Origin of the sequence: Corynebacterium sp. zg254, assembly GCF_024701495.1 — a bacterium.
In the GTDB taxonomy this organism is placed as follows: domain Bacteria; phylum Actinomycetota; class Actinomycetes; order Mycobacteriales; family Mycobacteriaceae; genus Corynebacterium; species Corynebacterium zhongnanshanii.
Genome location: NZ_WIAR01000001.1, coordinates 1,093,346 through 1,105,603 on the forward strand (window position 1 = coordinate 1,093,346; position 12,258 = coordinate 1,105,603).

Consider the following 12,258-nt stretch of genomic DNA (forward strand, 5'->3'; position numbering starts at 1 on the left):
TCGGTGTGCGCTGACGGACTGGGGCGAGCGCGGGCAGGCGCGGTGTGCGAAGCCATCGGCGCTCTGCAGAGCTAGAAGACAGGCTGAACCTATGTACTAGGTGGTAGTTGGTGTACTAAGGTATCTGTGAGTAAGTCACTCACACGTAACGGAAACCAGATGAATCATCACACCCTCTCCGTATTCAAGAACAGCAGAGTCCCAGAGCACCTCACTGCAGCGAGCGTATTTTCTGCTGCAACAGGACTGGTGGGCGTCGTACACACGGCTATTTCTTATACCCACTACACCAAGGTTCCTGGCGATGAGCAGGTTCACATGAACATTCCGATCACAGGGCTTGCGTTGGGCTTGTTCTTTGCGTCATTCATTCTCTTCGCTGTCGGCCTATGGTTTGGGAAAACATGGTCTTATTCAGCACTAGTTCTCACAAACGTCATCCTGACCATCATCACTTTTACGATCTTCAAGGGTGGACAGATCCCCTTAGGTCTGGTCTTCACGTTCATCGTGCTCAACTTCTACTACTTCCTCTTCTGCAAGGAGTCATTGAACTGGTACAAGCAAGCTTACTATGAACGTATGTACGGACCAGTTGAGCAATAACAATATCCAAAACCAGAAGGATTACCATGAAAAATAAAAGAATGGCCATCGCTATAGCAACTACAGCAGTTGCACTTTCCGCTTAACCATCCGCACATTCCGAAACAGTAACCTATCAAGCAGCAAACGGCACTTGGCATGGACCATATTCTAATTACTTCACCTGTACACCAGCACAACTTCTTCGTGAATTCTCAGTAGATCGCGACTGCGAAAAGCACACCGACGGAAAATGGTGGTTTCACACAAGATAGAACTCAGGTAGAAAACATCAGCTTCTTCCAGCGAAAGAGCCGCAAAATGACCGCCAGAAGTAATTAAATCGGAGGATTATCGAATTGCCTCTACTTGCTGCGACGATATAAGGTACTCCCGATAAATCCGGCAATATTCACCAGCCCACACAAGCAGGAAATGCCAATATAGGAGAACACTACTCCAATACCTTCCTGAGCAGGTACGCCAAAGCTTGCATCGATAACGAATGCGGCGGAAAAACCAGCGCCCGTAAGCCCGGAAACTATCAGGACATCACTGAAAAACCGGGCATAGAGAAGAGATACAGCCAACGAACCCAGTATCACTGTCGCACCACAACACACAATCTGCCATGGGGGATAATGTGCGGGCGCCCCTCGACGGACGAAATCAGCGATACCTGAGTGAGAGTTCCAGGATAGCCATGCCGCTGCCGAGAAAAATCCCACCGTCGCAGCATAAACATACAGCTTAACCGATTCTCTCCACGGCGAGATCCGCCGGGCGGAAGCTCGCCGCACGAGAAACACGCCTATCAGCGAAGGGACAATCACGAAAATAAATGACACCCACAGGAAATCATCAAATCGAAAGTTTCCGCTAAACATTCATACCTTCCCTTCAACACGATCGTAGACAGTGACTGTCAGAGCTATGACTTATAACGATCTTTTCTTTGCTTCACGTGCCGCTTCAGCAAAACTACGGAAAAAGTCGTAACGTTCACAACAAGGCATAGAATAGTGATACCCACAAAGGAGAAGACTATCCCGATTCCCTCTTGAGCAGTGACGCCAAAGGAAGCGCCACAAGCGAAAGCAATCGCGAATCCAGCGCCCGTGAGCAGGGATATAGCCAGAACATCAGGGTAGCACTGTGAAAAGAAGTGCGAGATGAACAACGAGCCAATAATGACAGTCGCGCCACAGCAGATTATCTGCCACACAGGATAGTCAGCGGGTGGGCCATATTTAACAAAAGTTTCTAGAGTGGAATAGGAATTCCACGACAGCCAACAAGCAGCAGACATGAACCCCACACAGAAGGCGTATAATTCCCCCTTCAGGAGCTTTGACCGAAAGGCTACTTCTTTGCCGCACGAGAGCCAAAATACTACCAGGCAGATCAAAGTAGGGACAACGACAAAAATCGTCGAGGACCACATAAAGTCATCAAAGCGATAGTTACCTTGATACATGGTCTCTCCTTAAGCATTAAGCGACTCTATAGAGAGCCCAATGGCATCCACATGCCGTAGTGCTAAGTTTGGATCAGAATCGATCGGACCGCGACCATGGCGCACTCTAGGAGATACCCTGACATCAAGCCGCCAGTAGACCTATCGACTCTCCAACCCATGCGGTACATCGATCTCATCTGTTACCGCCAGCGCCATCAGCGAAGCCGGACTCTCCTACTCTCAAGTCTTGCTTCAGGTCGCGCCAATTTATTATTATGGAATTTGGATTGCGAAACTTCATACTATCATGCAGGTAAACAGTTCTGCAATGAACAGATCTCAGCTCGCGACGCCTTCGCGGATGCCAACCCAATGCGGAGATCTCGCAGTGCTATGCCAACAGTCGCGCTGCTTCAGTTGCCCAATAGGTCAAAATAATGTCCGCACCAGCCCGGCGAATGCCATACAAGGACTCAATGATCGCAGGCTCCCGATCAATCCAGCCATTCTGCGCTGCCGCGCTGATCATCGCGTATTCACCAGAAACCTGATACGCAGCCACCGGAACCGGAGACTCATTGGCAACCTCCCGCAGCACATCCAAGTACGGCATCGCAGGCTTCACCATCACCATGTCAGCCCCCTCATCAATATCCAGCTGCACCTCCAGCAAGGACTCCCGAAGATTACGAGCATCCTGCTGATAAGTCCTCCGATCCCCCTGCAAACTAGACCCCACAGCTTCACGGAAGGGACCATAGAACGCAGAAGCATACTTCGCCGAATACGCCATAATCGACACATCCTGGAACCCTGCTTGATCCAAAGCCTCACGAATAACACGGATTTGGCCGTCCATCATTCCCGACGGCGACACAATATGCGCGCCAGCGCGCGCCTGGCTCACGGCCATAGCTGCATATTGTTGGAGAGTGGCGTCGTTATCTACAACGACGGTCCCCCGCGCATTTTCCTGAAGCAGCCCGCAATGGCCATGGTCAGTAAATTCGTCCAAGCACGTATCGGCCATGACCAGGATGTCATCGCCGAAACGCTCCCGCACGGCCTCCACACCACGATTCAGGATCCCGTCACTGGCGCACCCGGCGCTACCCGTGGCGTCCTTGTTCTCGTCCGTGGGAACGCCGAACAGATCGACAGCGCCCACGCCCGCCTCGGCGGCCTCCTCCACCGCATGCAGCAAAGAATCGAACGTATGCTGCTGCACCCCCGGCAAGGAGGAGATATCGCGGGGCGCGTCGATGCCCTCCGCGATGAACATCGGCAACACCAAGCGGTTCGGGTTAATATCCGTCTCCGCCACGAAATTGCGCATCACGGGCGACGTGCGGAGCCGGCGCGGGCGGCGGAGCGGAGTGTGTTCAGAGACAAGCTTCTGGTAGTTCGACATGCTTGCCATGCTACTCCCCGTGCTGTGGTGTGCATGGAGTGTCCTGTGTACATTGTTCGATTGCATATTGTTCGATCAAAACGCCAGATTTGGGGCCAAATCTGGCGTTTTGATCGAACTTTTTGTGGTGGACGGCTTTGAGGTCGATGGGGCTGGTGACTTAAGGCTCTGTGCGGTGAGGATCTAGGTGGGAAGGATTCCCGCGGTCGGGTTACTCTGGCAACGGCTCAGTGCCAGACTCTTTGGTGATGTAGAAGGTCCCATGAGGTGCGCCCTGTTGGGTACACAGCGCTGTGCGACCTAATTCAATGCCGAGCACACCCTCCGCCCGAGTGCATTTCCAGCCATCCTTTTCGAAGTCGAGGCCATTTCCTTCAGCCTCATTATTCTTCCAGGCATCCGAGTACGCTTCCGCCAGTGCAGTGGCCTCAGCACAGTTGACCGCGCCATCAGCAACCAGAAGATTGCGCTCACCCAGACCTGCGAAGTCCAGACTGCTGCACGAGGTGCCGATCGGTTGATCGGAGCCGTTAACGAAGAGATGTCCGTCGTCGGTCGCACGGAACTCAGACCCTGGGCCTTCGCAGCCAAAGGAATCTGAGAAGTTGTAGCAGGTAAACTCCCCAACGGTCACATGATGCCCGCGTGGCAAGGGAGCTGGCGCGTTCTGCATTTTTTCGTTAGGGCCTAAGTAAATTGCTTCAACAAAAAATGTCTGCAACTTATTATGGAATCTAATAGTGTTGAGCTTTCTCAGCCGCAATTTTCCATCAAGTACCGTGCCCGAATCAATATCAGTTGTTATTCCTGAACCTTTGCAGCTCACTTCCCAGTCACCGTTATCGGGAACTTTCATCGGGCACACACCGCGTATCCCGTCAGGCCCTTCCATCAGAATGTAATAAGCATCGGGAGACACCTCGAAGCTTGCTGCGTCGACGGCTTCTGTGTGCTCACGCGCCGGCGCATCAGGGTCGAACGTTCCATTACTCGTCTGGAAACGATCCCCATCTACCTGGCGCCTGTCGCCATTGTCAGCAACCGGCATACCCAGGGACTCCAACAACTTCTTATCCGGAGTAGTCCCCATATCCGACGGCACAGTCCGGGGAGTGTCCACCGTTACGCTATCCCACACTTGCTGCTGATCCTCGATCGCGGCCTTGGAGTACTCCCAGGTATCAGAATCACCACTATCCAGGTCATACCCACGCAGCTTGGGCAGCCAATCCGCACTGGCATAAATAGCCGTGACCTGCCCCGGCGCATATCCATCCCATGCAGCCTCAGTCGCGCTCGGGGCAGTGTAGCCCGTCCAGGCTTCCGCCAGCGGGTTACCACACGAGCAACGCACACGAGGCACACCGCGTCCGTCGACCAGTACACCGGTGCCACGCTGCAGCACAGCCTGGAACGGGGTGGCCTGCCCGTCGTCGTAGCCGTGGTTGGTGACCCACGTGTCCTGCATCAACACCATTGGCATCAACGATTTCACATAGAGTTCGACGTCGCCCTCGTTAATACCAACACCTTTGGCAAAAGCACGGTTAAGATCCTCATTGCCGGAAAGGTTGTCGATCAACGCCGCCGCGTCGCAGACCGACAGTTCGCTGGTACCTCCGTATAGGTTGGCGTCACTGCCGTCCGTGCCGGCCCGCCTGTTCGCGTGGGAGGTGGTGCTGTCCTCGAGCTTCTTGGAGGCATCGTTATCAGCGACTGACGTCATGAATGGGTTCACGCCTGGGTCGTCGAAGGCGAGGTATTCCATCCGTGCCAGGTGCTGGTTTTGTTGGTATTTGGTGAAGGCCACCACGCCGCCGCCGATGACCAGTGCTGCGACGAGGACAGCGGCGATGATCACCGGGAGTTTGCTCTTCGGCTGGGCAGGCTGTTGAGATTGTTGCGGGGTGAAGCCTGGGTGCTGAAACTGAGGCGGCTGCTGCGGCTGTTGCGGATACTGTGCTGCAAAGCCTGGCTGCTGCTGACCATAAGGTGATTGTGGGTAGTAACCCTGCTGCGGCTGGCCGGAATATGGAGACCCGGGCTGTCCCTGCCAAGGCCCCTGTGGTCCTTGCGGTCCCTGTGGTCCAGGCTGACCAGAATACGGCTGGCCAGGATATGGCGAGCCGGGCTGACCTTGCCAGGGGCCTTGTGGTCCCTGTGGTCCCGGCTGTCCCGGCTGTCCGGGCTGACCGGGTGGGTTGTTCGGCGGCTGGTTCGTCACGTGAAGCTCTCCTGCTGTCTAAGCGTTAGTTAAGAGGAATCTTAAACTTCATCATTTTCGTGCGGTAACCATCGACGATGGATGCAACCCTTTATGGGGTAAAGGTTAGAAGCACTTCGCCGTCTCAGGCTTTCCAGCACGAACCCACCCAGCACGAACCCACCCAGCACGAACCCACCCAGCACGAAGCCGCCCAGCATGAGGCCGCTTGGCGGCTAGCCCCCGCGCTCCCAACCAAAAAAGTTCGATCAAAACGCCAGATTTGGGGTCAAATCTGGCGTTTTGATCGAACAATTTGTAGAGGGGCTACTCCGCCTTCTTGCGGCGCCGCCGGCGCTTCCGCGGCGGCGGCAGCTGGTTATTCGCACGCAACATCGCCACATGCTTCGCCAGCGCATCCACCAGTTCGGGCACGCCTGCCACATCAGGCATCACGTCCACGCGCAGCCCGTACTCCTTCGCCGTCTGAGCCGCCATCGGCCCAATGCACGCGATGATGGTGCGGGCATGCGGCTTCCCAGCAATGCCCACCAGGTTCTTCACGGTTGAGGAGCTGGTGAAGCACACGGCGTCGAACCCACCAGTCTTGATCATGTCTCGGATCTCCGGGCTCGGAGGAGCCGCGCGCACGGTGCGGTAGGCCACCACGTCGTCGACCTCCCACCCCAGGTTGATCAGGCCATCGACCAGCACGTCCGTGGCGATGTCTGCCCGAGGCAACAGCACTCGGTCCACCAGGTCCAGGTCCGGATCGCACGGCGGGAACACCTTCACCAGGCCAGAGGCATTGCGCTCCTCGGGGCTGGGAAGCAGCTCCGGTGTGATCCCCAGGTCCTGCACGGCCTGGGCCGTCTTCGGCCCCACCGCGGCGACCCTCACGCCGGCAAGAGCCCTAGCGTCCAGCCCAAACTCGTTAAGCTTTTCCCACGTAGCCTTCACCGCGTTCACGCTGGTGAACACGATCCACTGGTAGTGGCCATCCACCAGCCCCTTCACGGCACGCTCCATCTGCAGCGGGCTTCGCGGTGGCTCCACGGAAATCGTCGGCACTTCCACGGGGATCGCCCCGTGGGATGCCAGCTGGGTACTCATCGGTCCGGCCTGGTCCTTGGCTCGGGGCACCAGAACCGTCCAGCCATAAAGCGCCCGGTTTTCCCACCAGGAGTACTTAGACCGGTTGCCCACCTGGCTGCCGATCGTCACCAGCATCTCCTCCGGCAGCTCCCCTTCCTTGGCCGCCGGGCCCGAGGCCGCCGCAATGGACTTCAACGTATCCAACGTGACGTCGTAGGACCGCTGACGCCGAGTCGTTCCATGCAGCGTCACCGTCGCCGGGGTGCTGCCGGCCACGCCGTGCGATTTCAGCTCGCTGGCGATCCCCGCTAAGTCCGACGGCGAGGCGGTCAAAATCAACGGCAATCCCGCATTGGCCAGCTGGTCCCAATCGGCACCTCCGCGCACGTCAGCTTCGGTAACGTCCGGGCCCACGCCAATACCCGTGAAGGCTGGCACTGCCACGGATCCCGTCATGCCTGGCACCACTTGGAAGTCCGCCCCCAGGTTCGCCACTTCCTGGAGTTCCTCCATCACGTAAGGGTTGCTCAGGGGGTTGCCGGCCACCAGTCGGATCACGTCGTGTCCCGTCTTGGAGCAGGCCACCATGGCCGCGGCGACGTCCTTGGGCGGGACGGGGACCTCCGACGGATCGGGTTCAGCACTGCTGTTCCACGTGGCGGATTCCACGTCCTGGGGATCCCCCGGTGCAGCGATGACGATCTCCGCGGCCGTGGGAGGCTCCGGGCGGGGTGGCTTACGGCGCGCCCCGGCCTCCTTCGCGGCCTTGACCTGCTCTTCCCACTGCGCCTCTGCTGCATCCAGCTTCTCCTGAGGCACCGGCACGCGAGAACCCACCAGCTTCCGTACCGCGGTGAGCACCGCAGGATCCACCCACGCGTGCGCGGTATTGACCAGCACGTCGCGGGCTTTCACAGTCAGCAAATCCGGGTTACCGGGGCCTGCGCCAACAAATAAGATGCGGCCGTTGCCTATCGGGGTCAATCCGGAAACGGTCATGGGATGTGCTTTCTACGGTAGCTGCCTAGTCTCTTGAAGCTCTCCGTTACTGGGATTCTCCGCTACTGGAGTTCTGCTCTGGAGAGGCACATGAACCTAGGCAGGAATGTGAACGAAACTTTAAACGAAACTGTGGACGAAACTATGGGCGAAAACGTTGGACGAATCTGTGAACGAATCGAGGAACAACGTGGTGCTGGTTTTAACGGACGCACTGTGGCTGGTGGCCGCGGCGCCCAGATGTTTACGTGGCGGCCACGATGCGCGCGGCACCTCTGTCTATCAGTGTGCGCCCCACCTCGCTGCCCAAGGCTCGGGCATGGACCAGGATGCGCTCTCTGGCCTCGTGGTCCAGGTTGTGATGGCCGTCGGCGTCCATCTCAGCAGGTAGGTCGAATATTTCGGTCCTGGATTCCACCAATTGTTGGGAGCCGTCCACGGCGAACACTCCACCGGTGACGGTCAGCTGTTGGCCGTCGGTGGTCCACTCGGAGCGGACAGCCACGGGCGCCGAGCAGCCGGCTTCCAAGGTCGCCAGCACTGCGCGTTCCGCCACGGCGGCGATGTGGCTGGGCAGGTGGTCCAGGGCTCGCACGGCGGTCCAGGCTCGCTGGTCGTCGCAGCGAACTTCCACGGACAGGGCACCCTGGGCTGGGGCGGGGATCAGCACCATGGGGTCGATGGATTCCGCCGCACGCTCGAGCTGGCCGATACGCTCCAGCCCCGCGCGCGCCAGAATCACCGCGTCCAGATCCTGGTTCACCCGGTCCATGCGCGTGCCCACGTTGCCGCGCAGCGGCACCAGTTCCAGGTCGGGGCGCAGAGCCCGGACCTGGGACACCCGTCGTGGCGCGGAGGTTCCCACCTTCGCGCCCGCTGGCAAGTCCATCAGCCCGGAGCCGTCCCGGGAGACCAGCACCTCACGCGGGTCCACGCGCTTCGGCACCACTGTGCGGAAGCGCGGATCCGGTGCCGTCGGCAGGTCCTTGAAGGAGTGCACCGCAATGTCGCACTCGCCGTCATGCAGGGCCGTGCGCAGGGTTTCCGTGAATACTCCCACGCCAATTGCCGCCACCGGGATCTGCGACGCCTGGCTCGCGTCCCCCGGAGTGTGCACAATGTGAAACTCGACGGATTCTCCGCGGGCCTCCACGGCCTCCTTCACATGGCCGGATTGGGTGGTGGCCAGCAGGGATCCGCGCGTGCCGAGCAGCAGTGGTTTCTCCGCCGCGTTCTCGGAGCGCTGAGCCGCCGCGTTCTCCTCCGGCGTGTGCTGAGGGTTAGTCATTCTTCTCTCCCTGTAGAGTCTCGCGCTGCGCAGTACCACTCTGCGCAATACCGCTCTGCGCACTGTCACTCAGCGCAGTCTCGCTGCCAAGGCCAAGGGCGCCCACAGCGCCCCTCGCAGTCGCAGCACTCGCAGCGCTGGCCGTCACAGCCCCCTGCGACCGGGCCTCCGTCACGGACTCAACCGTGCCCATCGGCAGGTTAAACAGCGCCGCCAACGCATCGGTGTACGTCACCCGCTCCCCGTCGGCAGACAGGCGCTTCGCCTGCACCGTCGGAGTGTGCAGCAACTTATCCACCACGCGACGCACAGTCCGCTCCACCTCCCGACGATCCAGCTCCGACATCCCCGGGGTGTGCTTTTCCAACTGCAGCAGCTCCGCCGCCACCACGTCGGCCGCCTTCTGGCGCATGGCCTTCACCGTCGGCACCACGGCCTGCGCCCTCTGGTCCTCCAGGAACTCCTCCAGCTCCCGGGCCACGATCTCGCGCGCGGACTCCTCATCCTCCACGCCTTCGCCTGCCATGGTGGTCAGCTCTTCGATGTTCAGCAGTGTCACCTGGTCCAGCTCCGCCACGGCCTGCTCCACATCGCGTGGCATGGACAGGTCGCACATCACCAGCGGCCGCGGGCTGCGCTGCCGCAGCGCCTCCTCCGTGTGCGCGCGGGTGATCACGTTGCCCACCGCGCCCGTCGCGGACACCACAATATCCGCGTCCACCAGCGCCGCCGAGATGCCCTCCAGACCAATGGCGTGCGCGCTCACCCCCGCTTCCACGGCGTGCGCCGCCAGATTTTCCGCACGCGCCACGGTCCTGTTGGCGACCGTCACGTGGTCAATGCCGAGCCTTCCCACATAAGTCGACGCCAAGCTCGCCATCGCCCCAGCACCCACAATCACCGCACGCTTCCCTTCTAACGGTCGCTGCGCGGATGTGCGCTGGGCGTCGGAATCAAAAAATCGCAACGCACGGTCCACGGCGAAACTGACCATGGACGCCCCAGCACTATCAATCGACGTCTCCGTGTGGACGCGCTTGCCGGTGCGCAGGGCCCGCTGGGTCAGGTCATGGAGCGTCCGGCCCACCGTGCCCGTCTCGTCAGCCACCTGGTACGCGGAACGCAACTGGCCGATGATCTGCTGCTCCCCCATCACCATCGAATCCAGCCCGCTGGCCACGTTCAGCATGTGCTCCGCGGCGGCGTTGGAATAGTGGACGTACAGGTGCGGCTCCAGCTCCTGCGCAGTCACCCCAGTCATGTTCGAAATCGTCTCCACCACATGATCCAAACCGGAGTGGAAGGCGTTCGAGACGGTGTAGAACTCCATGCGGTTGCAGGTGGACAGCACCAGGGACTCACTGATGACCTCGTTGTCCACCAGCGCCAGCTGCAGCTTCGACATTTCACTGTCGGCCACATTGACCTTCTCCAACATGGACACGGGGGCAGAGCGGAAGGATAAGCCAACCAGCAACACGGACGCCGAACCGGTACCGATCCTGGTGCTAGAGCTCATTGCGATGCTCGCCTCTCCTGCTACGTTTGTGCCACGTTTCCTGCTACGTCGATTATCGACCCCTAACCGTATCCCTTAACCCACCCCTATGACAAAACAACAGTGGTGCTTTGTTATGGAGGGGTTAAGGAAGCAGGGGGAGGCGCGGGTGCAGTGCGCGGCTCGGGCGCGGGTGCGGCCGCCTACGACAGCGCCGCGATCAACTCCTGGTCATCCACCTCCCAGCACGCAATCTCCTCATCATCCACCAGGACCACGGGCACGCGATCGCCAAACTCCATATCCAGGCCGGGGCCGTCCGTGTCCACATCCAAAATCTCCAGGGTGCTGTGGAACCGCTCCACGATGGGCCGGATCTGCTCCACCACTCGCGCACAAGAACCGCAGGTGGAGCGTGTCATGACTGTAACTGTGTGGGTGGGCTGCATGATGCTCATCCTAATCCGTGGCTGACTCCCTAGCCGATTCCCTGACCGACTCTTTGGCCGATTCCCTGCCTCATTCGTTGACTGCTCGCCGCGTTCCTCTGTGCGAGAGGGTAACCTTTTGTGTGTGAACGCGCCCTCCCTGACTGACCTCGCCCGCACCACGCGTGCCGCCAGCGAGACCATAACCGACGCCACCAGCGCCGCGATACTCAGCGTGCGGGGCTTAGTTCGCCGTCGTCTGAGCCGGGAGATCTTCCCTACCCAGGGTGACGAGGCGCAGAAAGTTGCTGGTCAGGCCAGTGCGATGGCCGCACTCCGGGGACGCTACCTGAACCCCGGGGCGTACCTAGACCCCGAAGCTTTCGACGCGGAGACGAATGCCAAGATTGACCGCTTGGCGGATAGCTACGAAATGACCGGGGACGAGTTCCGGACGGGGCTGCGCAACCTCCAGGGCGCTTCTATGGCTGCCGGGGGATCAAACCGCCTGAATACTCCCGACCCCACGATCCCCCAGGACCTAGGTGCCGCCGCGTTCTTCGATGTGGATAACACCCTGATTAAGGGCGCGTCCCTGCTGGTGTTTGCCCGAGGTTTGGCGCGGAAGAAGTTCTTCACGGTGGGAGAGATTCTACAGTTTCTGTGGATGCAGGCGAAGTTCCGCGTGATGGGCAAGGAAAATGCCGGCGATATTGCATCGGGACGCCAGCAGGCGTTGCAATTAGTGGCTGGCCATAAAGAGCAGGACCTTATTCAATTGGGTGAGGAAATCTGGGCTCAAAATATGGCCGAACGCATTTTCCCCGGCACGAAGGAATTGGCCGATAAGCACCTGCGCGCCGGCCACGAGGTGTGGTTGGTGACAGCCTCCCCGGTGCAGTTGGCGCAGATCATCGCCCGTGAACTGGGGTTCACAGGCGCCTTAGGGACCGTCACTGAGGTGAAAGATGGGAAGTTCACCGGGAATATGGTGGGTGATATTCTGCACGGCCCAGGTAAGAAGCACGCGGTGCTGGCCTTGGCGGCGTCTGAGGGATTAGATCTTGAGCGGTGCACCGCCTATTCGGATTCTTCTAATGACCTTCCCATGCTGTCCATGGTGGGCACCGCGGTGGCAGTGAATCCCGATTCGGAATTACGCAGAATTGCCAAGGCACGCGATTGGGAGATCCGCGATTATCGCCGCACTCGGCGAATATTGAAGCGCTACGGCGCCCCGGCCGCAGGGGCTGCGGCCGTGGCGGGAGGCTACTGGATCAAGCGGCGCTGAG

Annotated in this window: 10 protein-coding genes; 2 read left to right on the plus strand and 8 right to left on the minus strand. The window is 59.4% G+C overall.

Features of this window, described 5'->3' with window-relative positions; translation table 11 throughout:
* Nucleotides 1–126: 126 nt before the first annotated feature.
* On the plus strand, nt 127–606 hold the full coding sequence (locus GC425_RS04965) for a hypothetical protein (RefSeq protein ID WP_151842280.1): 480 nt from the start codon (nt 127–129) through the stop codon (nt 604–606).
* A 344-nt stretch (nt 607–950) separates the two neighbouring features.
* Here the strand turns inward: GC425_RS04965 and GC425_RS04970 are convergent, their stop codons facing one another.
* The 8 genes from GC425_RS04970 to GC425_RS05005 form a co-directional block, all read right to left on the minus strand.
* Nucleotides 951–1,472 carry a hypothetical protein gene (locus GC425_RS04970; RefSeq protein WP_151842281.1) on the minus strand — a complete coding sequence of 174 codons (522 nt, stop codon included), beginning with the start codon at nt 1,470–1,472 and terminating at the stop codon, nt 951–953.
* Between the two features lie 44 nt (nt 1,473–1,516).
* The gene (locus GC425_RS04975; protein ID WP_151842282.1) at nt 1,517–2,062 is read right to left on the minus strand and encodes a hypothetical protein; all 546 of its coding nucleotides are present in this window, start codon (nt 2,060–2,062) and stop codon (nt 1,517–1,519) included.
* Between the two features lie 373 nt (nt 2,063–2,435).
* A complete protein-coding gene (gene hemB, locus GC425_RS04980) occupies nt 2,436–3,455 on the minus strand; it encodes a porphobilinogen synthase (protein WP_151842283.1) in 1,020 nt (339 codons plus the stop codon).
* 211 nt (nt 3,456–3,666) lie between these two features.
* Nucleotides 3,667–5,679: a DUF6777 domain-containing protein gene (locus GC425_RS04985; protein ID WP_151843637.1), complete on the minus strand. Its 2,013-nt coding sequence runs from the start codon at nt 5,677–5,679 to the stop codon at nt 3,667–3,669.
* Nucleotides 5,680–5,985: 306 nt separating this feature from the next.
* Nucleotides 5,986–7,752 (minus strand): uroporphyrinogen-III synthase, encoded by a 1,767-nt coding sequence (locus GC425_RS04990; RefSeq protein ID WP_151843636.1) that lies wholly within the window; start codon nt 7,750–7,752, stop codon nt 5,986–5,988.
* Between the two features lie 244 nt (nt 7,753–7,996).
* Nucleotides 7,997–9,040: a hydroxymethylbilane synthase gene (gene hemC / locus GC425_RS04995; protein ID WP_151843635.1), complete on the minus strand. Its 1,044-nt coding sequence runs from the start codon at nt 9,038–9,040 to the stop codon at nt 7,997–7,999.
* On the minus strand, nt 9,033–10,559 hold the full coding sequence (locus GC425_RS05000; RefSeq protein WP_151843634.1) for a glutamyl-tRNA reductase: 1,527 nt from the start codon (nt 10,557–10,559) through the stop codon (nt 9,033–9,035). Before GC425_RS05000 ends, hemC begins: the two co-directional genes overlap by 8 nt.
* A 182-nt stretch (nt 10,560–10,741) precedes the next feature.
* Nucleotides 10,742–10,960, minus strand: a complete 219-nt coding sequence (locus GC425_RS05005) for a glutaredoxin family protein (protein WP_231699654.1) — start codon at nt 10,958–10,960, stop codon at nt 10,742–10,744.
* A 151-nt stretch (nt 10,961–11,111) separates the two neighbouring features.
* Between GC425_RS05005 and GC425_RS05010 the strand changes: the two genes are divergently transcribed.
* Nucleotides 11,112–12,257 carry an HAD family phosphatase gene (locus GC425_RS05010; protein ID WP_225723494.1) on the plus strand — a complete coding sequence of 382 codons (1,146 nt, stop codon included), beginning with the start codon at nt 11,112–11,114 and terminating at the stop codon, nt 12,255–12,257.
* Nucleotide 12,258: the final 1 nt, after the last annotated feature.

Coding starts and splice junctions, on each gene's coding strand:
- GC425_RS04975 (WP_151842282.1), bottom strand. CDS start 2,062: ATGTATCAAGGTAACTATCGCTTTGATGACTTTATGTGGTCCTCGACG.
- GC425_RS04970 (WP_151842281.1), bottom strand. CDS start 1,472: ATGTTTAGCGGAAACTTTCGATTTGATGATTTCCTGTGGGTGTCATTT.
- hemB (WP_151842283.1), bottom strand. CDS start 3,455: ATGTCGAACTACCAGAAGCTTGTCTCTGAACACACTCCGCTCCGCCGC.
- hemC (WP_151843635.1), bottom strand. CDS start 9,040: ATGACTAACCCTCAGCACACGCCGGAGGAGAACGCGGCGGCTCAGCGC.
- GC425_RS05005 (WP_231699654.1), bottom strand. CDS start 10,960: ATGACACGCTCCACCTGCGGTTCTTGTGCGCGAGTGGTGGAGCAGATC.
- GC425_RS05000 (WP_151843634.1), bottom strand. CDS start 10,559: ATGAGCTCTAGCACCAGGATCGGTACCGGTTCGGCGTCCGTGTTGCTG.
- GC425_RS04990 (WP_151843636.1), bottom strand. CDS start 7,752: ATGACCGTTTCCGGATTGACCCCGATAGGCAACGGCCGCATCTTATTT.